The sequence below is a fragment of the Cupriavidus sp. 22TCCZM01-5 genome (genome assembly GCF_057798915.1).
Window position 1 is genome coordinate 21286 of record NZ_JBYOJR010000040.1, and the last position, 19842, is coordinate 41127.

Here is a 19842-nt window from a genome sequence, read left to right on the forward strand (position 1 = left end):
CGGCGGGCACACACCAACAAGGAGATGTCCCATGAGCCGACGTACTGAAGGCAAGATCGCGATCGTCACCGGGGCCGCCAGCGGCGTCGGCAAGGAAGATGCCCTGCTGCTGGCGCGCGAAGGCGCGCGCGTGGTGCTGACCGACCTCAACGAGGAAGCCGGCCACGCGCTGGCGCGCGAGATCGGCGAGACCGCGCTGTTCGTGCAGCACGACATTGCCAGCGAAGCCGGCTGGCAGCAGGTGATGGCGCGCACCGGGCAGCGCTTCGGCGCACCGAATGTGCTGGTCAACAATGCGGCCATCCTGATGCTCGGCACGGTCGAGGACACCACGCTGGAGCAATGGCAGCGCGTGCTGCGCATCAACGCCGACGGCTATTTCCTCGGCTGCAAGTACGGCGTTGCCGCGATGAAGGCGGGCGGCGGCAGCATCGTCAATATGTCGTCGGTGGCGGCGCTCGGCGGCATGGGCGCGTTCTGCGCCTACAGCGCCAGCAAGGGGGCGGTGGCCGCGCTTACGCGCGCGGTGGCGGGCCACTGCAAGCAGAGCGGCTACAAGGTGCGCTGCAATTCGATCCATCCGGACGGCATCATGACGCCGATGACCGCGGCCTTCCTGCCTGGCGGCGCCGCAGCCCTGCCCGAGGAAATCGGCGGCGCCGAGCCCATGCAGCGCATGTGCCATCCGCGCGACGTGGCCAACCTGGTGCTGTTCCTAGCCTCCGACGAATCGCGCTTCATCAATGGCGCGGAACTGCGTATCGACAACGCGCAGACCATCATGGGCGTGGCCTGACGCCGCACCTCAGCTATAGAAGGACATCCATGGCGCCAGTGCAATACCATCGGCTGCAGATCGCCGAAGTCGTCACGGAAACGGAGCAGGCGCATTCGCTGGTCTTTGCGCTGCCCGACGGCTTGCGCGATACCTTTGCCTACCGTCCGGGGCAGTTCCTGACGCTGCGCGTGCCCGTCGACGGCAAGCCGCTGCAGCGCTGCTATTCGCTGTCGAGCACGCCCGAGGTCGACCACGCCCTGCGCGTGACGATCAAGCGCGTGCAGGGCGGGCGCGTGTCCAACTGGATCTGCGACCATCTTGGCGCGGGCGATACGGTCGAGGTGATGGCGCCGGCCGGCGTCTTCACGCCGCCCACGCTGCATGGCGATTTCCTGCTGCTGGCCGGCGGCAGCGGCATCACGCCGGTATTGTCGATCGCCAAGGCGGCGCTGCGCCACGGGCGCGGCGCGGTGACGCTGGTCTATGCCAACCGCGACGAGCGCTCCATCATCTTCGCCGAAACGATTGCGGCGCTGGCGCGCAGCCATCCGGGCCGGCTGCGCGTGGTCCACTGGCTGGACAGCGTGCAGGGGCCGCCGACGCAGCGCCAGCTGGAAGAACTGGTGAGGCCCTGGAGCCTGGCGGAATGCTTTGTGTGCGGCCCGGCCCCGTTCATGGACGCGGCCCAGGCTGCGCTGCAGGAACTCGGCGTGCCGCGCGGCAAGCTCCACGTGGAGCGCTTCCTGTCCCTGCCCGATGTGCCGGTGGCAATACCGCCAGCGCAACCGGCCGTGATGGATGCGGCCACCCCTGCGCCCGCCATGCGGGGCGCGGCACTGACCGTTGAGCTCGACGGCGCGACCCACCAGGTCAGCGTGACGCCGGACGAGACCGTGCTCGACGCCCTGCAGCGCGCCGGCGTGCCGGCGCCCAATTCCTGCCGCGCCGGGCTGTGCGGCGCCTGCATGTGCCAGGTGACGCGGGGCGACGTGTCGCTCGGCGAAAACCATGTGCTCGACCGCGCCGACCTGGAGGCTGGCTGGACCCTGGCTTGCCAGGCGCGCGCGGCGAGCGACGAGATCCACCTGAAGTTCCCGGACTGACATGACTGCCTCCGACACCATTGATGCCATTGCGGCGTCCGCCGGCCTCGACGCCGCCGGGCACGAGGACCCTGCCGCGACCATTCCCGAACTGGTGCGGCGCGCGGCGCAGCGCCACGGCGAACGCACCGCCATCCAGGAAGACGGGCTGCGTCTGAGCTACGCCGGGCTGGATGCGTGCCGGGTCCAGGCGGGCCGGGCGCTGATGGCGCTCGGTGTGCAGCCGGGCGACCGGGTCGCGGTATGGGCGCCGAATTTCTCGGAATGGATCATCGCCGCGCTGGCCACGCACAGCGTGGGTGCGGCGCTGGTGCCGCTCAATACGCGCATGAAGGGCGCGGAAGCCGCGGCCGTGCTGGCCGACAGCGGCGCGCGTCTGCTGTTCTGCGTCGACGATTTCCTCGGCGAGCGCTATCCGCAGATGCTGGCGCCGCACCGGCCGGCCACGCTGGAGCGCCTGGTGATCCTGCGGCCGGGGCGGGGTACGGCGCCGGGCGACGGCGAGCTGGCGTGGGATGACTTCCTCGAACTGGCGCAGCAGGTGGACACGGCCGCATTCGCGCAGCGCGAAGCCGGCGTGCGCGGCGACACGCTCATGGACATCATGTTCACCTCCGGCACCACCGGGCGGCCCAAGGGCGTGATGACCGCGCACGCGCAGAACCTGCGTGCCGTCGACGGGTGGGCGGCGATCACGGGCGTGCGGGCCGGCGACCGCCACCTGATCGTCAACCCGTTCTTCCATACCTTCGGCTACAAGGCCGGCTGGCTTGCGGCGCTGTCGCGCGGGGCCACCGTGCTGCCGCACCTGGTATTCGACGCCGAAGCCGTGATGACGCGCGTGGAGAACGAGCGCATCACGGTGCTGCCGGGGCCGCCGACGCTGTACCAGACGCTGCTGAATGCGCCGCGCCTGCGCGAGTTCGACCTGTCCTCGTTGCGCGTTGCCGTGACCGGCGCTTCGGCGATCGCGCCGGTGCTGATCCAGCGCATGCGCGACGAACTGGGTTTCGACACGGTCATCACCGGCTACGGCCTGACCGAGTCGTGTGGCTTTGCCACGCTGACCCGCGCGGGCGACGATGCCGAAACGGTTGCCGGTACATCGGGGCGCGCCATGCCCGGGATCGAGCTGTGCTGCGTCGATGCGCAGGGCCAGCCGGTTGCAATGGGTGAGGCTGGTGAGGTGCTGGTGCGTGGCTACAACGTGATGCAGGGCTACTTCGGCCTGCCTGAGGCTACCGCGGAAGCCATCGATGCCGATGGCTGGTTGCATACGGGCGACGTCGGCACGCTCGACGCGCGTGGCTACCTGCGCATCACGGATCGCATCAAGGACATGTTCATCGTGGGCGGCTTCAACTGCTACCCGGCGGAAGTGGAAAAGCTGCTGGTGGCCCATCCGGCGGTGGCGCAGGTCGCGGTCGTCGGCATGCCGCACGAGCGGCTCGGCGAAGTCGGGCGCGCCTACGTGGTGTTGCGTCATGGCGCACGGCTGGACGCCGAGACCTTGATCGTCTGGGCGCGCAGGCACATGGCCAACTACAAGGTGCCGCGCGAGGTGCAGTTCGTGACTTCGCTGCCCGTGAGCGCGGCGGGCAAGGTCTTGAAGTATCAGTTGCGGGAAGCCTGAGAAGCGGGGGATTGGAGATGAACGAGATTGCCAGTATTGCCGAGCGCCTTGCGCGGCTGGAAGCCGCAGATGCGATCCGGGCGCTCAAGCTGCGCTATTTGCGGGCGTGCGATGACAAGGATACCGATGCCATGCGGGCCTGCTTCGTGCCGGACGACGCGCATATCCACTATGACCGGATTGGGGGCTTTGCCGGGCGGGAAGCGTTGGTGCAGTGCTTTGCGGAGCTGGCGTGCCGGCCTACGCTGCGGGAAATGCATTTTGCAGGGCAGGCGGATATTCGGGTGCTCGATGCCGATACGGCGCGGGGGAGCTGGGATCTGGCGTACCTGGCGCTGGATGATGCCAACGGATCGCGGACGTTTCTGACGGGGCGCTATGAGGATGAGTATGTGCGGATCGATGGAGCGTGGCTGATCCGGTCGACGGTGTTTGCGACGGGGTTGTTGTCGCAAGGGCAATGAATGGGTTTTCGTCCTTGGCAGGCGTCTCTGTTGCGCCTGGGCTAGCCGGCGGGGCTTTGTGGTTGGGATCGCGCTGTCGTTCTTGGCATGCGCCGCTGTTTCGCCGGCGTAGCCGGCGACCTACTTCTTGTCCAAGCGACAAGAAGTAGGCAAGAAACGCATCGCCTGAGCGGCTGGCTATCAACGATACGCTTCTATGGTTCAAGCGGCTTTGGTCTCGCGAGACGTGGTTGCTCGTTCGAACCTGCTACGCATAGTGATTCAGAACCCGTGCCCGCGATAACCTGCTTTTGTACGATCCCCATGTAGGGCTCGGGTACAGCGTTCCAACAGCGTCAGTGGTGGGACGCCTACGGCAGCGCTACGCGCGCGTCCTAGTCGGTATGCGGGGGGTATCAACGGCGCTGGCGCTGGCGCCGGTGCTGACGCTACTCGTCTTTTGTTTTGCTCCCGAGCCGCGCGCAGCGCAGCCGCAGGCGTCCCACCGATGGCATTCTTAGCAGGGGCCACCAAGTAATCCGGGTTCGCTCATCTGACGCTTCTATCCTAATCATCTACGCGGCAGGCAGTCTGGCTATGCCCTGTACCGTCTTCACCCCAACGGGCCTTTCGTCGACCACGAGAACGCGTTTTTGGTTACTTTTGTCGCGAGACAAAAGTAACTCGCCGGCTACGCCGGCGAAACAGCAGCGCATGCCAAGAGCGTAAACCCAACCCCAACCACACGCCCCCCAATCCCCCTCTACTCCACAATCGCCGGATGCACCCCCGGCGGCCCGCCCAGTGCCTGCCGGTAAGACGGCGGTTGTACGCCATCAGCATCGACAATCCCATACCCCTGAGCCGCTTCCGCCGCGATCAACACCTGGCCCGATTTTTCCATCAGCGAAGGATCGCGATACAGCGCATCGATAACCTTCCCCGTGAACTCCGGCGTTTCCGCTACCGGCGCGAACGACGCGTACTTGTCCGGATGCTGTTCCCACACACGCAGCGTGCGTGCGGTGCGCAGCGGCCCCATCCAGACCGATACCGCCGCGACCCCATGCGGACGCAGGTCAACCGCCATGTCGTGTGCGAACTTGTCGATCCCCGCCTTCTGTGCCCCATAGGCCGGCCCATGCATATAGCAATTGGCACCGAAGGAAGACGTGAAAACAATCAACCCCCGCCCGCGCGCCGCCATCATCGGCGCCGCATGCCAGCTGGCCACGTAGCCGGATCGCAGGCCTACATCGAGAATCCCCGCCATCTCCAGCGGCTTCTCCCAGAACGGCCCCGGCATGATGAGCTCGTCATGGAGGAAGGTGGCGTTGTTGACCAGGATATCGATTCGCCCCATCTCCTCGCGCACGCGCGCAAACAGCCGCGCCACCTGCGCATCGTCCCGATGGTCGCATGCGACCGCGATGCCGCGCCCGCCCAGCGCGTCGATCTCGCGCGCCGTGGCGTGGATGGTGCCGGGCAGCGGCGCGCTGCCTTCCTGCTCCGTGCGCCCGGTCACATACACCGTGGCGCCAACCGCGCCGAGCGCCAGGGCGATGCCCTTGCCGGCCCCGCGCGAGCCGCCCGTGACGACCGCGACGATGGCCTGTTCCGCCTGCTTCATGTCTGTCTCCTGTATCAGTGATGCGCGGGCGCCGTTCGGGCCGCCCGTGCTCGTCGAAGCTTGGGGCGGGCGAGGCCACGGTACATCCTTCGTTCGGACTAAGCGGCATCCGTCCCGCTTACTCCACGCGGACGATGGCCCGCTGCGCGGCAGGGCTGACGATAGTCGCCATCCCAACGACCGGCCGTGGACCTTGCACCGGCCGGTCACAACCAAGGAGTGAGACCGGCCATGTCCGAACTGGAGCACAAGCAAGCCATTCACGCGCTGACCTGCCGCTACGCGCGGGCGGTGGACCGGCGCGATTTCCCGAGCCTCGCGGAACTCTTCACGCAGGATGCGCGGCTGACCGGGCCCGGCTTCCGCCTGGACGGACCAGAAGCAATTGCCAAGGGCATGTCGGCGCTAGGCCAGTACAGCGCCACGCAGCACCACGTGCACCAGCAACTGGTGGACATCAACGGCGATACCGCGACGGGCGAGACTTATTGCGTGGCCAACCACCTGTATGAGCAGGACGGCGTGCCGCGCAAGCTGGACTGGGGCATTCGTTACCAGGACCGTTTCGAGCGATCGCAGGGCCAGTGGCGCATCGCTGCGCGCGAACTGATGGTTGACTGGACGCAGGACCTGCCGATGCGGGAGGCATGATGACGACGAATCGTGTACTGGAAGGCAAGACGGCACTCGTTACCGGCGGTGCAGGTGGCATCGGCGCGGCCAGCGCGCTGGCGCTGCTGCGCGATGACGCGGCGGTAGTGCTGATGGGGCGGCGGCGCGAAGCGCTGGAAGCGGCGCGGCGCGACCTGCTTGCACAAGTGGCCGGCGCCACGGTCGAGATCAACGTCGGCGACGCTTGCCGCGAGGATGACGTGCAGGCCGCGCTCCGGCAGGCCTGGGAACTGGGGCGCCGGCTCGACATCGTCGTGGCGACCGTCGGCGGTGGCGGCTTCCGTCCCATGCTGATGCATGACACCGCGTCGTTGATGGCGGAGCTGGAACTGAATATCGCCAGCGCCTTCCTGGCAGTGCGCCACGCCTCGCCGCTGATGGCGCCGCATGGCGGCGCCATCGTCTGCATCTCGTCGAACGCGGCGCGCATGACCTGCCGCTGGCTGTCGGCGTACTGCGCCGCCAAGGCGGGCCTGGAAGCCTTCGTGCGCGCGGCGGCCGAGGAACTGGCCGGCTGCGGCATCCGCGTCAACGCGGTGCGGCCGGGCCTGACCCGCTCCGGCGCGACCGGGCCGATGTTCGACAACCCGGCCATGCTCGACAAGTTCGTCGCGCAGATGCCGCTGGGCCGCGCCGGCGAGCCGGACGACATCGCCAGCGCGGTGCGCTACCTGGCCGGGCCGGAATCGGGCTGGGTCACCGGCCAGAGTATCGCCGTCGATGGCGGCAGCGAGCTGCGCGGCAATCCCATCCTCGATGAAACCGTGGCGGCGGTGTATGGCGAAGCCGCGCTGCGCGCGGTGCTGGCCGGCATGATTCCCGACGCCGCCTGAAGACGGATCACCCAAGGAGAGAAACGATGAATCAGGTCAGGGACAAGGTCGCGCTGATCACCGGCGCGGCCAGCGGGGTAGGGCGCGCGGATGCGCTGCTGCTGGCGGCGGAAGGCGCGCGCGTCGTGCTCGGCGATGTCAACGAGGAGGCCGGGCAGGCGCTCGCCAGGGAAATCGGCGACGCGGCGCTGTTCGTACGCCACGACATCGGCAGTGAAGAGGACTGGCGCCGGGCCATGGCCGCCGCGCTGGACCGCTTCGGCCGGCTCGACGTGCTGGTCAACAACGCGGCCATCTGTCCGCTGGGATCGATCGAGGAGACCTCGCTCGACTGCTGGCGGCAGGTCATGCGCGTCAATGCCGACGGCTATTTCCTCGGCTGCAAGTTCGGCGTGGAGGCGATGAAGGGCAACGCGACCGGAGGCTCCATCATCGTGATGTCGTCCGTGGCTGCGCTGGGCGGCTTGCCGATGATGTGCGCGTACAGCGGCGCGAAAGGTGCCGTGACCGCGCTGACGCGCAGCGTGGCCGTGCACTGCAAGCGCAACGGCTATCGCATCCGCTGCAACTCCATCCACCCCGATGGCATCTGGACACCGATGACGCAGGCGCTGGTTCCGGACCTGGATCCGGCAGCGCTGGGCATCGGCACGGACCCGATGGCGCGCATGTGCGAGCCGGAGGATGTGGCCAACCTGGTGCTGTTCCTGGCTTCGGACGCGTCGCGCTTCATCAATGGCGCGGAACTGCGCATCGATAACGCGCAGTTGATCTCCGGACTGTAAGGCCGGGTGCGGCGGCCCGCTTGCGCGGGCACCGCTGTGCCAGCTTACTGGTACTGCGCCACGATCTCGCTGACCGTGCGCAGGATGTCCCGGCGGCGATAGCCGAGCAGGGCGGTCTCGGCCGCATCCGGCTCGTAGTAGAGCGTGTTGCCGCGGCCGAAGCAGATCGCCGAGTCGGGCAGCAACGGATGCTCCTGGTCGATGACCGGCGGAACCGCGCGGCCGGCATCGCGGAAGAACGCGCCGAAGTAGTCCTGGAAGGTCAGGTTCTCGTCGCCCACGAGGTAGGCCTTGCCATTCTCGCCGCGCAACAGCGCACCTTCGATCGCTTCCGACAGCGACATGGCCGAGATGAAATTGACGCCGCCCGGCGGCGCGAAGTCCGGCATCGGCGCAAAGCCGCCCCGGGCGTAGTCGGTATAGGCCTTGAACATCGGGACCGTCAGGCCCGGCACCGTGCCCACCACGAACGGGGCATTGACGCTGCTGACGCGGAAGGTCTCCGTCGCCAGTGCCCGCACGCCTTCGTCGGCCAGCTTGCGCGAGCGGATATAGGCGTTGTCTTCGGCCAGCCTCGGTGCCGCCTGCGGATAGAAGCTGCCGACATGCACGGCGACCCGGATGCCGGCATCGCGCGCGGCACGGAAAAAGCGCGGCACGCCTTCGACGTTGGCGCGCTCCCAGTGTGCCGCTTCGTCGCCGCCGGGCGGCACGTGGCGCACGTCGTTGCCGGCGGCGAATACCAGCGCATCGAAGGCGCCGAGCTGCGCCGCGGGCAGGTCGTTGGCGATGTAGTCGCAGCGCAGGAAGTCCAGCCCGCCCAGCGGCGTGCCGGACGCGGGGCGGTTGCGCCCGGCGATGGTGACTTCGTGCCCGCGGCTGCGCAGGTGCAGGGCCGCGTGGCCCCCGATCATGCCATTGCCGCCGACGATGAGTATCTTCATGCCTGTCTCCTTGCTTGGGTGGTGTGGCCGCGTGACGCGGCCGTCAGAGGTTCATGCCGTTGCCGTTGATGACCGGCATGTTGGTCCACGCCCCGTTGGGTTCGCGGTACCAGCCGGCGGCGGCCAGGGCGCCGCCGTTGACGTGCAGGGCCGTGCCGGTGATCCAGGCCGCGCGCGGGCTGGCCAGGAACAGGATGCCGTCGGCAATATCCTGCGGCGTGCCGAAGCGGCCCAGCGGGATCCAGCGCGGGATATGGTGCCGGTGCTCCTCGGCGACCATCTGCGACACAGGGACCTGCGGGGTTTCGGTGGTCTCGGGGGCGATCAGGTTGACGCGGATGCCCGCCGGCGCCAGTTCCAGCGCCAGGCTCTGCGTGAAGCCGGTGATGGCGGCCTTGAAGGCGGCGTAGACGCTGCAGTACGGAATGCCGCGGAAGGCCTCGATCGACGACACGCTGACGATGCTGCCGCCGGCGCTGCGCCGCAGCAGCGGCAGCATGGCGCGCGTGACCGTGAAGACGTGGCCGAGGTTGGCGGCGTAGAGGCTGGCGATCTCGTCGTCGGCGTAGTCCTCGAACGGCTTGGCGATGCGCAGGAAGTCGCCGACGTTGTTGACCAGTACGTCGAGCCGCCCGAAGCGCTGCTCGATCTGCGTGGCCAGTTCGCGCACGGTGCCGGCATTTGCCGCATCTCCCTGTACCACCAGCACGTCGGCGCCGGCCTTGCCCAGCAGCGTGTGGGCATGGTCGGCGCGCTGCGCGTCGATCTCGAGCATCGCCACGCGCGCCCCCTGATCCAGAAAGGCCTGCGCGGTGGCGAGCCCGATGCCGGCGCCGCCGCCGGTGACCAGCACGGTCTTGTCGGTGAAATCCATCTTGGTTGCTCTCCTTCGGTTGCACTGCGGGGATGCACGCATTGAATCGACGGCACGCGCTGCGGGCATCGTCCGATTGCAGGTCAGGGAAAACACCGAGGGCCGCATATTGGCGGGCAGCGGTCCCTATAATTTGCGCTGCCCCAGGTGCCGCAGAGCGCCGGCAGGCACACACGTGGTGTGGAACCAGGAGACAGGGAATGTTGATGGCGACCGTTGAGGCGCGGGAAATGGCGGCGCCTTTGCTTGCGCAGTCGGGCTTGAGCGTCACGCGGTTCGGCGCGCTGCTGGCCGCGGTCTATGAAGGGCCGATGGAACCCGTGCCCTGGGGCCACGCGCTCGAGATGCTGCGCAAGCAACTCGACGCCAGCTATGTGAGCTTTATCCTGCGCTCGCCCGCCAGCGACCGCAGCGGCCTGGCGGTGCATGCTTCGGCGCACGGGACTTCGCTGGAGGCGGAGGCTTCCTACAACAGCTACTACTACGCCATCGATCCCTTCATCAACCTGCCAACCGACCGCGCGGTGACGGTCGACGAAGCGCTGGGCGCCGGCAACTGGTGCCACAGCGAGATCTACCGACAGTTCCTGCAGCCGCTCGGCATCCGCTACCTGCTGGGCGCGGACATCCGTACCGAGGATGGTGTCGAGTGCCGCCTGCGCATCTGCCGCCAGGACGACGCGCAGGACTTCTCCGAAGTGGACAAGGCGACCTGCGGCGCCATCCTGCCGCACCTGAAACGCGCGATCCGGCTGCATTCGCGGCTCGATGTGGTCGAATCCGAGCGCTCGCTCTACGCGGGCGCGATCGACCGCATGCTGGTGGGCATGGTGATCCTCGACGCCGCCGGTGCGATCCTCAAGAAGAATGCGGAGGCTGACGAGATCCTGGCGGATAACGACGGCATCCGCCTCAACGGGAACACCTTCGAGATCGCCTATGCCCAGGAGAGCCGCAAGTTCCAGTACCTGCTGCGCCGTGCGCAGCTGGGGCACCACGGCAGCGAGCCTGCGCTGGCCGAAGCCATGTCGATCACCCGCCCGTCTGGCCGCAGCAAGCTCGGCGTGCTGATCCGCACCATTCCGCTCAGTGAATGGTCGGAAGAAAACCGGCATCGGCCAGCCTGCGCCGTCTTTATCCGCGATCCCGAGCGCAAGTCGCGCGCCTCGCACGAGGTGGTACGCAAGCTGTTCGACCTGACCCCCGCCGAAACCGCGCTGGCTCTGGTGCTTGCCGACGGCATGACGCTCGACGAAGCCGCCGAGGCACTTGGCACCAGCAAGAACACGGCACGCGCCCACCTGCGCTCGATCTTCTCCAAGACGGGAGTGACGCGGCAGGCCACGCTGGTGCGCATGCTGCTGAGCAGTGTGGTGACGCTCGGCTGAGCGCCATCGCGTAGTCCGATTGGAGGATGAGCGTCGCCATCCACGCGCCTAGCATGCACAGGACCAGCGGGCGCGGCACCTGGATGGCACGTCGGACGGGCGCGATGCACGCGGTCCGCGCTCGTTCCTGTTCCGCGCACGCTTCAACCTGTCCGGCCACGGCCGGCACCTGTACCAGGGAGCGTGGAGCATGGAAAAAGTCATCTATATCGTCTGGCGCGATGCGCGCACCGAACCGGCGGATTTCGCGCGCCGGCTGCGCACGACGCTCGCGGACAAGCTGCTGGCGCTGGGCGCGCGCGGACTGCAGGTCAACGTGGCGGATGACGCCGTGCTGCCTGCGGCCGGCCTGCGCCAGACCAATACGCGCCCGCAGATGGAAGGGCTGGTCTCGGTCTGGATCGACAGCGCCGTCGACCGCCTGCGCCAGCCATTCGACCAGGCGGTCGAGGCAGCGACCGGCCGCATGGCGGGCTATCTCGTCACGGAGTCCCAGCCGATCCGCAATACGCGCTTCCCGGCCGCGCCGGGCGAGCGCACGCCGGGCTTCGCGCAACTGGCTTTCCTGACGCGCCCGCCCCGGCTCACGCCGCAGGCGTGGCTGGACACCTGGCACAACCATCACACAGAGGTGGCCGTCGAGACGCAGGACAACTTCCTCTACGTGCAGAACGTGGTGGTGCGGTCGCTCACCTACGCCGCGCCGCCCTACGACGCCATCGTCGAGGAGTGCTTTCCCGATGCGGCCATGACCGACCCGCAGGCCTTCTTCGACGCAGTTGGCGATGAAGAGAAGTTCCAGCGCAACCTGCAGGCCATGATGGCAAGCTGCGAGCGCTTCATCGACTTCGACAAGATCGACGTAGTGCCCACCAGCCAGTACATCGTCCGCCCCGCCGCCGCCTGAATCCGGCAACGGATCGGCTAGTCCCACTGGACGATGTGCCGGGTAGCCGCGCACGGAAGAATAGGTCTCATCAGCCAGCAGTGGCAACGAACCTGAGGAGACCCGCATGTTGGATATCCGTGCGCTTGGCTACATCGTGGTCGAGTCCACCGACCTGGGGCAATGGCGGCAGTATGCCGAGCAGGTGCTCGGCATGACCTGCTCCGGCGCCCCCGGCGGTGCCCTGTACGTGAAGATGGACGAACGCGATTACCGCTACCTGGTGGTGCCGGGCGCGCGCGACCGCTACCTGGCGTCCGGGTGGGAACTGGCCGACGAGCAGGCCTACCGGCACGCGCTCGAGACGCTGCGCCAGGCCAGCGTGGAAGTGAGGCATGCCAGCGCCGCGGAAGTGGCCCAGCGCCGCGTGCAGGCAATGGCCTGGTTCGCCGATCCGTCGGGCAACCGCCACGAGATCTCGTGGGGCATGCGCTCGGACTTCCTGCGCTTCGTCTCGCCGGTCGGCGTGCCGCGCTTCATCACCGATCCGATGGGCGCCGGCCATACCGTGCTGCCGGCGCCGGCGTTCGACGAGACCTACGCCTTCCTGCGTGACGTGATGGGCTTCGGCCTGTCCGACATCTTCCGCGTGCGCTTTACCAGCGATCCCGACGAGCCGGAAAAGCGCATCCACTTCCTCCACTGCGGCAACGGCCGCCACCACAGCCTGGCGATCTTCGAGATGCCGTCCGAGGCCGGCTGCATCCATGTGATGGCCGAGGTGCCGGACATGGCCGAGGTGGGCCGCGCGCTCGACCGCGTGCAGCAGCACGGCGTGAAGCTGTCCGCCACGCTGGGTCAGCACTGCAACGACCGCATGACCTCGTTCTACATGAAGACCCCCGGCGGCTTCGACCTCGAATACGGCCACGGCGGGCTGGTGGTGGACTGGGGCCACCACGCCGCCTACGAAGCCACGCGCGTCAGCCTGTGGGGACACGACTTCAACATCGGATACCGCTAAAGAGCGCCAGACAACGCTACACCGCCATGACCAAGACAATCGACAAGACCATGAGCGCGGCCGACGTGGTCGGCCAGCTCGCCGATGGCATGACCATCGGCATCGGTGGCTGGGGGCCGCGCCGCAAGCCGATGGCTCTGGTGCGCGAGATCCTGCGCTCGCCGCTGAAAGACCTGACCGTGGTCGCCTACGGCGGGCCCGAGGTGGGCATGCTGTGCGCGGCCGGCAAGGTGCGCCGGCTGGTGTTCGGCTTTGTCTCGCTCGACGTGATTCCGCTCGAGCCCTACTTCCGCCAGGCGCGCGAGCGCGGCCAGCTGGAGGTGACCGAACTCGACGAAGGCATGCTGCAGCTCGGCCTGCGCGCGGCGGCGGCGCGGCTGCCGTTCCTGCCGACGCGCGCGGCGCTGGGCACCGACGTGCTGGCGCAGAACCCGCAGCTGAAAACCGTGCGCTCGCCCTATGCCGACGGCGAGGTGCTGGTGGCGATGCCCGCCATCGTGCTCGACGCCGCGCTGCTGCACGTGAACGAGAGCGATGTGCTCGGCAATACCCGCATCGACGGTCCCGATCCGTTCTTCGATGAATGGTTCGCGCGCTCCGCGCAGCGCTGCTACGTGAGCTGCGAAACGCTGCGCCCCCGCATCGAGGATACAGACCTGGCGCGCGCTCGCAACAACGCCTTCGAGCGTTCGCTGGTGACGGGCGTGGTGCACGCGCCCGCCGGTGCCCATCCGACTTCGTGCGCACCCGCGTATGGCTGGGACCTGCCCGCGCTGAAGGCGTACTGCGCCAGCGCCGAGGCCGACGACGGCTTCCGCAAGTATCGCGATGAGGTGGTGGGCGCCAGCGAGGCGGCCTACCTCGAGCGCATCGGCGGCCTCGGCCATGTGCATGACCTGCCGCTGCCCGTCCTTTGAACCGCCGATTGAACCCGCCAACCCAAGGAGCGACCGTGAGCGCCACTTATGAATTCACCCGCGCGGAGCTGATGATCGCCGCCGCTGCCCGCGCCTGGAGCGACGACGGCGAGGTGCTGGCCACTGGCATCGGCACCGGCCCGCGCATCGCCGCCGGCCTGGCGCGGCTTGCGCACAACCCGGGCCTGCTGATGACCGACGGCGAAGCCTACCTGGTCGAGACGCCGGTGCCGCTGGGGCCGCGCGAGCCAGGCTACAAGGTACGCGCCAGCGGCTGGATGGGTTATTCGCGCGTGTTCGACTGCCTGTGGGGCGGACGGCGCCACGCGCTGGTGATGCCGACGCAGATCGACCGCTTCGGTCAGGCCAATATCTCGTGCCTCGGCGGCACGCATGCGCAGCCCAAGACCCAGCTGCTGGGCGCGCGCGGCTTTCCCGGCAACAGCATCCACCACGCCAATTCCTTCTTCGTGCCCGGGCACAGCACGCGCGCGTTTGTCGGCGGCGAAGTCGACATGGTCTGCAGCGCCGGCTACAACCCCGCGCGCCAGATCGAGGGCATGCGCAGCTTTGTCGACCTGCGCGTGATCGTTACCGACCTGTGCGTGATGGACTTCGGCGGACCTGGCCATGCCATCCGCGTGCGCTCGCTGCACCCGGGCGTGAGCCTCGGGCAGGTACAGGCGGCCACCGGCTTTGCGCTGGCCAATGCCGCTGGCGAGGCCTTGCCCGAGACGGCGCCGCCGACGGCGGAAGAGCTGAAGCTGATCGCACTGCTCGATCCGCACAACCTGCGCGCCACGATCGTGCGCGGCAATCCTTCCGGACGCGCTTGAAAGGGAACACGCCGAGATGACAACGCCAGCCATCGAACCCGCCGCAGCCGTCGATCCTGTCGGCCTGGGCCCCAACGCCGAAGTCCTCTATAGCGTCGCGGACGGCATCGCCACCGTGACCATGAACCGGCCGCAGTACCACAACGCGCAGAACTCGAAGATGACCTATGCGCTGGACGACGCGTACCGGCGCGCCGCCGCGGACGATGCGGTCAAGGTGATCGTGCTGCGCGGCGCGGGCAAGCATTTCTCCGCCGGGCACGACATCGGCACGCCGGGGCGCGACATCAACGAGTCGTTCGAGCGCGCCTCGCTCTGGTACGACCACGTCAACAAGCCCGGCGGCGAATTTCTCTATGCGCGCGAGCAGGAGGTCTACCTCGGCATGTGCCGGCGCTGGCGCGAGCTGCCCAAGCCCACCATCGCGATGGTGCACGGCGCGTGCGTCGCCGGCGGGCTGATGCTCGCCTGGGTGTGCGACCTGATCGTGGCCTCGGACGATGCCTTCTTTGCCGATCCGGTGGTGCGCATGGGCATTCCGGGGGTGGAGTATTTCGCGCATCCCTACGAGCTGCACCCGCGCATCGCCAAGGAATTCCTGTTCATGGGCGAGCGCATGAGCGCCGAACGCGCCGAGCGCATGGGCATGGTCAACCGCGTGGTGCCGCGCGATGCGCTGGAGGAAACGGCCTACGGCATGGCGGCCAAGGTCGCGCAGATGCCCCGGCTGGGCCTGACGCTGACCAAGCAGGCGGTCAACCATGTGGAAGACCTGCAGGGCAAGCGCACGGCGATGGATGCGGTCTTTGCCTGGCACCACTTCGCCCATGCGCACAATGAACTCGTCAGCGGCGACAAGCTCGGCGGCTATGACGCGCGTGCGATGGCGGCGTCGCAACGCACTGGCGGCGAGGAGAAGGCATGAGCGCCGGCATGAGCAACGCGAGCCTGCACACGGTGCTGTGCGACCTGCTGGGCTGCCGTTACCCGATCGTCCAGACGGCGATGGGCTGGGTGGCCGATGCAAAGCTGGTCGCGGCCAGCGGCAACGCGGGGGCGTTCGGCTTCTTGGCCGGCGCCACCATTCCGCCCGGCGAAGTCGAGCAGGAGATCCTGCGCGTCAAGGCACTCAGCGACCGGCCCTTCGGCATCAACTTCCACATGTTTCAGCCCAACGCGGACGAGGTCATCGAGATGGCGATCCGCCACCGGCTGCGCGCGGTCAGCTACGGCCGCGGCCCGGACGCGAAGATGGTCGGCCGGCTCAAGGCGGCGGGGATCGTCTGCATGCCCACGGTCGGCGCCGCCAGGCACGCGGCCAAGGCGGTCGAGCTGGGCGCGGACGTGGTCACCGTGCAGGGCGGCGAGGGCGGCGGCCATACCGGCGGCACGCCGACGACATTGCTGCTGCCGCAGGTGCTGGACAGCGTCAGCGTGCCGGTGGTGGCGGCGGGTGGCTTCTTCGACGGACGCGGGCTGGCAGCGGCGCTGGCCTACGGCGCGGCCGGCGTGGCCATGGGCACGCGCTTCCTGATGTCGGCCGAATCGCCGGTGCCGGCGCAGACGCTGGAGCGCTACGTCAAGGTGCGCGACCCGGGCCATATCCGCGTGTCGCTGGCCATCGACGGGCTGCCGCAGCGGATGATCGACAACCCCTTGCTGCTCGAATTGGAGAAGGCCGGCCCGTGGCGTCGCACCTGGCTGGCGCTGGCGGCCGCGCGCAAATGGCAGGCGCGCACCGGCATGCGCGGCACGCAGATGCTGGCCACCGCCTGGCGCGCCATGCGCGAGCAGGACTACAGCGCGGCCCAGACGCTGATGGCCGCCAATGCGCCGGTGCTGATCCAGCGCGCGATGGTGGAGGGCTGCCCCGACGAGGGCGTGCTGCCCAGCGGCCAGGCTGCCGCCGCCATCGGCGCGATCGAATCGTGCGAGCAGATCGTGGCCGGCATTGCCGCGCAGGCGCAGGCTCGGCTCGCGGCACTGGCGGGGACCGCACTGGCCGCAGCGGCCTGATCGAGAGACAGAGGAAACCATGCAAACGAATCAAAAGACCGGGCCCTTCCGCATCGACACCGCCGATGGCATCGCCGAACTGGTGATCGACCATCCGCCCGTCAACGCGCTCGACAACGCCGGCTGGCACGCGCTGGCCGCCGCCATCGACCACCTCGGCGCCGACCCCGCCGTGCGCGTGATCGTGCTGCGCGGCGAAGGCCGCGGCTTCTGTGCGGGCGTCGACATCAAGGAGCTGTCGGCGCATCCGGAGCGCATCGTCGACGTCAATGCCGGCAACTACGCCACCTTCCGCGCCGTGCACCGCAATCCCAAGCCGGTCATCGTGGCCGTGCACGGCTTCGTGCTGGGCGGCGGCATCGGCATCTGCGGCGCGGCCGACATCATCGTCGCGTCGGAGTGCGCGCGCTTTGGCGTGCCGGAGATCGACCGCGGCGCGATGGGCGGCGGTGCGCACCTGCAGCGCATGTTCGGCGTGCAGAAGGTCAGGGCGATGTACTTCACCGGCGAGATGATCAATGCCGCCGAGGCGTATCGCCTTGGCGCGGTCGAGCGCGTGGTGTCCCGCGCGGAGTTGCGCGATGCCGCCATGACCCTGGCCCGCCAGATCGCCACCAAGAGCCCGGCCATGCTGCACCTCGCCAAGGAAGCGCTCAACGGCGTCGAGGACGGCAACCTGGAGGACAAGTACCGCTGGGAGCAGGGCTTCACGCTGCAGGCGTACATGAGCGCGGATTCCGGCGAGGCGCGCGCCGCCTTTGTCGAACGGCGCGAAGCGAGCTTCGCACAAGGGGCGCGCGATGCAGCTTGAATACACCGACGCCCAGCGCGCCTTCCGCGCCGAGGTGCGCGACTGGATGGCCGCGCACGTGCCGCGCACGCCGCTGGCCAGCTTCGACACCGAGGAAGGCTTTGCCCAGCACCGCGCGTGGGAAGCCACGCTCAACCAGGGCCGCTGGAGCATGGTCACGTGGCCGTCCGAGCTGGGCGGGCGCGGCTGCGACCTGATCGAGTGGCTGATTTTCGAGGAAGAGTACTGGCGCGCCGGCGCGCCGATGCGCGTCAACCAGAACGGCATCTTCCTGCTCGGGCCCACGCTGATGGAGTTCGGCACCGAGGCGCAGAAGGCGCGCTTCCTGCCGCGCATGGCCTCGGGCGAGCATATCTGGGCGCAGGGCTGGTCCGAGCCGAACGCCGGCTCCGACATGGCCGCGATCCGCTGCAGCGCAATCCGCGATGGCGATGATTATGTGATCAACGGCCAGAAGATCTGGTCGACGCGCGCGGTGTGGGCGGACTGGCTGTTCGGGCTGTTCCGGACCGATCCGGCATCGACGCGCCACCACGGGCTGACCTTTGTGCTGGTGCCGCTGAACACGCCGGGCATCACCGTGCGGCCGATCCGCCAGCTCAATGGCCAGACCGGCTTCGCCGAGATCTTCTTCGACGACGTGCGTGTGCCGGTGGAAAACCGCCTGGCCGCCGAAGGCGCCGGCTGGCAAGTGGCCATGGCCACCGCCGGTTTCGAGCGCGGCCTGATGCTGCGCTCGCCGGCCCGCTTCCAGGAAACCGCCCGCGCGCTGGTCCGGCTGTACCAGGCCAACCGCGAGGCCGCGGACCGCGACCCCTCGCTGCGCGACGCAGTGCTGCGCGCGTGGATGGACGCCGAAGCCTACACGCTGTCCACTTATGCCACCGCGAGCCGGTTGGTGCGTGGTGGACATATCGGCGCGGAGTCGAGCACGAACAAGGTGTTCTGGTCCGAGCTGGACATCCATATGCACGATACCGCGCTGGCCATCCTGGGGCAGGCGGCCGAGGTCGCGCCCGCGGGACAGGCCCCGGGTTCGCTCGGCCACTGGCTGGACGGCTTCCTGTTTTCGCAGGCCGGGCCGATCTATGCCGGCACCAACGAGATCCAGCGCAATATCGTCGCCGAGCGCCTGCTCGGCATGCCGCGCGCATGACGGCACCGGGGAGAACACCATGGATTTCGCACTGACCGAAGAACAGGAACAGTTCGCCGAGGCGATCCGGCGCTTCCTGATGACAGAGATGACGCCGGAACTGACGCGCGAACTCTGGAACACCGACACGGGCCGCTCCGACGTGCTGTGGCGCCAGCTTGCCGACCAGGGGCTGACCGGCCTGATGGTGCCGCAGGAGCAGGGCGGACTGGCGCTGGGAGAGGTGGAATGGGCACCGCTGGCGCAGGCGTGCGGCTATTTCGCGCTGCCCGAGCCCTTGCTCGACACCGCGCTGGTGGCGGCCGGGCTGCTGCGCGATGCCCTGGCGCTTGGGCGAGACACGGCTCCGCATGCGTCGGCGCCCGAGCGCTGCGCCACGCTGCTGGAGCGCATCGCCACGGGTGATGCCCGCGTGGCGGTCGCGCATCCGCAGGAACGGCTGGTAGCCGACGCCCATGTCGCCGACGCGATCCTGTGCGCCCACGAAGGCGCCGTCCACTTGCTGCGCCAGGACCAGGTCACGCTGACGCCGCGCACCGGACTCGATCCGTCGCGCCGCTTGTTCGAGCTCGCGTGGAAGCCCGACGCCAGTACCGAACTGATTCGCGCCGGCACCGGCCTGTGGGACATGGCGCTGAACCGCGGCGCGCTCGGCGTGGCCGCGCAGCAGCTGGGGCTCACGCAGCGCATGCTCGACCTGGCGATCGACTACAGCGCCCAGCGCAAGCAGTTCGGCAAGGCCATCGGCGCCTACCAGGCGGTCAAGCACCTGCTGGCCGACGTGGCGATCCAGCTCGAGTTCGCCAAGCCGGTGCTGCTGCGCGCCGCCGCCGCGCTGGCGCATGGCCGGCCCGATGCCGGCCTGCATGTGTCGCATGCCCGCGTGGCGGCCGCGCGCTGCGCATGGAGCGCGGCGCGCCAGGCGATCCAGGTGCATGGCGCGATGGGCTACACCTGGGAGCTGGACCTGCAGATCTTCACCAAACGGGCCTGGGCGCTGGCCGGAAGCTGGGGCGACCGTGCCTTCCACAAGGCGCGCGTGGGCGCGCACATCCTGGACGGCGCCCATGACATCGGCGCCGGAGCGACCTTCGCCTGAATCCATTGAGAGCA

At 68.5% G+C, this 19842-nt stretch carries 20 protein-coding genes; 17 read left to right on the plus strand and 3 right to left on the minus strand.

Annotation, left to right across the window (positions count from 1 at the left end; genetic code table 11):
* Positions 1-31 precede the first annotated feature (31 nt).
* Genes AC3FNH_RS27885 through AC3FNH_RS27900 form a run of 4 tightly spaced genes read left to right on the plus strand, consistent with a single transcriptional unit; the run spans position 32 to position 3978 of the window.
* Positions 32-796 (plus strand): SDR family oxidoreductase, encoded by a 765-nt coding sequence (locus tag AC3FNH_RS27885; protein ID WP_488722371.1) that lies wholly within the window; start codon positions 32-34, stop codon positions 794-796.
* A 29-nt stretch (positions 797-825) separates the two neighbouring features.
* Positions 826-1881, plus strand: coding sequence for a ferredoxin--NADP reductase (locus AC3FNH_RS27890; RefSeq protein WP_276101941.1), 1056 nt, complete (start codon positions 826-828; stop codon positions 1879-1881).
* 1 nt (position 1882) lies between these two features.
* A complete protein-coding gene (locus AC3FNH_RS27895; RefSeq protein WP_488722372.1) occupies positions 1883-3514 on the plus strand; it encodes a FadD3 family acyl-CoA ligase in 1632 nt (543 codons plus the stop codon).
* 17 nt (positions 3515-3531) lie between these two features.
* A complete protein-coding gene (locus tag AC3FNH_RS27900; RefSeq protein ID WP_276101939.1) occupies positions 3532-3978 on the plus strand; it encodes a nuclear transport factor 2 family protein in 447 nt (148 codons plus the stop codon).
* A 742-nt stretch (positions 3979-4720) separates the two neighbouring features.
* Here AC3FNH_RS27900 and AC3FNH_RS27905 read toward each other — a convergent pair.
* Positions 4721-5587, minus strand: coding sequence for an SDR family NAD(P)-dependent oxidoreductase (locus tag AC3FNH_RS27905; RefSeq protein ID WP_488722373.1), 867 nt, complete (start codon positions 5585-5587; stop codon positions 4721-4723).
* A 231-nt stretch (positions 5588-5818) separates the two neighbouring features.
* On the opposite strand from AC3FNH_RS27905, the gene AC3FNH_RS27910 reads away from it, so the two are divergent.
* From AC3FNH_RS27910 to AC3FNH_RS27920, 3 genes are read left to right on the plus strand one after another with little or no spacing between them, the layout of a single operon-like run.
* On the plus strand, positions 5819-6238 hold the full coding sequence (locus AC3FNH_RS27910) for a nuclear transport factor 2 family protein (protein WP_488722374.1): 420 nt from the start codon (positions 5819-5821) through the stop codon (positions 6236-6238).
* The gene (locus AC3FNH_RS27915; protein ID WP_488722375.1) at positions 6235-7092 is read left to right on the plus strand and encodes an SDR family NAD(P)-dependent oxidoreductase; all 858 of its coding nucleotides are present in this window, start codon (positions 6235-6237) and stop codon (positions 7090-7092) included. The genes AC3FNH_RS27910 and AC3FNH_RS27915 overlap by 4 nt, the downstream gene beginning before the upstream one ends.
* A 26-nt stretch (positions 7093-7118) precedes the next feature.
* On the plus strand, positions 7119-7877 hold the full coding sequence (locus AC3FNH_RS27920) for an SDR family oxidoreductase (RefSeq protein WP_276101935.1): 759 nt from the start codon (positions 7119-7121) through the stop codon (positions 7875-7877).
* Between the two features lie 44 nt (positions 7878-7921).
* Here AC3FNH_RS27920 and AC3FNH_RS27925 read toward each other — a convergent pair whose 3' ends face one another.
* Both AC3FNH_RS27925 and AC3FNH_RS27930 read right to left on the minus strand, forming a co-directional pair.
* The gene (locus AC3FNH_RS27925; protein WP_276101934.1) at positions 7922-8821 is read right to left on the minus strand and encodes an NAD-dependent epimerase/dehydratase family protein; all 900 of its coding nucleotides are present in this window, start codon (positions 8819-8821) and stop codon (positions 7922-7924) included.
* Between the two features lie 43 nt (positions 8822-8864).
* Entirely contained in the window at positions 8865-9695 is an 831-nt protein-coding gene (locus tag AC3FNH_RS27930) for an SDR family NAD(P)-dependent oxidoreductase (protein WP_276101933.1), read from the minus strand.
* Between the two features lie 200 nt (positions 9696-9895).
* Here AC3FNH_RS27930 and AC3FNH_RS27935 point away from each other — a divergent pair, with 200 nt between their 5' ends.
* The 10 genes from AC3FNH_RS27935 to AC3FNH_RS27980 all read left to right on the plus strand — a co-directional run bounded on the left by AC3FNH_RS27935 (position 9896) and on the right by AC3FNH_RS27980 (position 19828).
* Positions 9896-11083, plus strand: coding sequence for a helix-turn-helix transcriptional regulator (locus tag AC3FNH_RS27935; protein ID WP_488722376.1), 1188 nt, complete (start codon positions 9896-9898; stop codon positions 11081-11083).
* Positions 11084-11273: 190 nt separating this feature from the next.
* Entirely contained in the window at positions 11274-11990 is a 717-nt protein-coding gene (locus tag AC3FNH_RS27940; protein ID WP_488722377.1) for an EthD domain-containing protein, read from the plus strand.
* Between the two features lie 106 nt (positions 11991-12096).
* Positions 12097-12993, plus strand: a complete 897-nt coding sequence (locus tag AC3FNH_RS27945; protein ID WP_488722378.1) for a VOC family protein — start codon at positions 12097-12099, stop codon at positions 12991-12993.
* Between the two features lie 26 nt (positions 12994-13019).
* Positions 13020-13910, plus strand: coding sequence for a CoA transferase subunit A (locus AC3FNH_RS27950; RefSeq protein WP_488722379.1), 891 nt, complete (start codon positions 13020-13022; stop codon positions 13908-13910).
* Between the two features lie 35 nt (positions 13911-13945).
* Complete coding sequence (locus AC3FNH_RS27955; RefSeq protein ID WP_488722380.1) at positions 13946-14746, plus strand: CoA-transferase subunit beta; 801 nt, start codon at positions 13946-13948, stop codon at positions 14744-14746.
* A 16-nt stretch (positions 14747-14762) separates the two neighbouring features.
* On the plus strand, positions 14763-15671 hold the full coding sequence (locus AC3FNH_RS27960) for an enoyl-CoA hydratase (RefSeq protein WP_276101927.1): 909 nt from the start codon (positions 14763-14765) through the stop codon (positions 15669-15671).
* Between the two features lie 8 nt (positions 15672-15679).
* Positions 15680-16762, plus strand: coding sequence for an NAD(P)H-dependent flavin oxidoreductase (locus AC3FNH_RS27965; protein ID WP_488722395.1), 1083 nt, complete (start codon positions 15680-15682; stop codon positions 16760-16762).
* A gap of 19 nt (positions 16763-16781) precedes the next feature.
* Positions 16782-17573: an enoyl-CoA hydratase family protein gene (locus tag AC3FNH_RS27970; protein ID WP_488722381.1), complete on the plus strand. Its 792-nt coding sequence runs from the start codon at positions 16782-16784 to the stop codon at positions 17571-17573.
* On the plus strand, positions 17563-18729 hold the full coding sequence (locus tag AC3FNH_RS27975) for an acyl-CoA dehydrogenase family protein (protein WP_488722382.1): 1167 nt from the start codon (positions 17563-17565) through the stop codon (positions 18727-18729). Before AC3FNH_RS27970 ends, AC3FNH_RS27975 begins: the two co-directional genes overlap by 11 nt.
* Before the next feature lie 19 nt (positions 18730-18748).
* Complete coding sequence (locus tag AC3FNH_RS27980) at positions 18749-19828, plus strand: acyl-CoA dehydrogenase family protein (protein ID WP_488722383.1); 1080 nt, start codon at positions 18749-18751, stop codon at positions 19826-19828.
* The last annotated feature ends 14 nt before the right edge of the window (positions 19829-19842 follow it).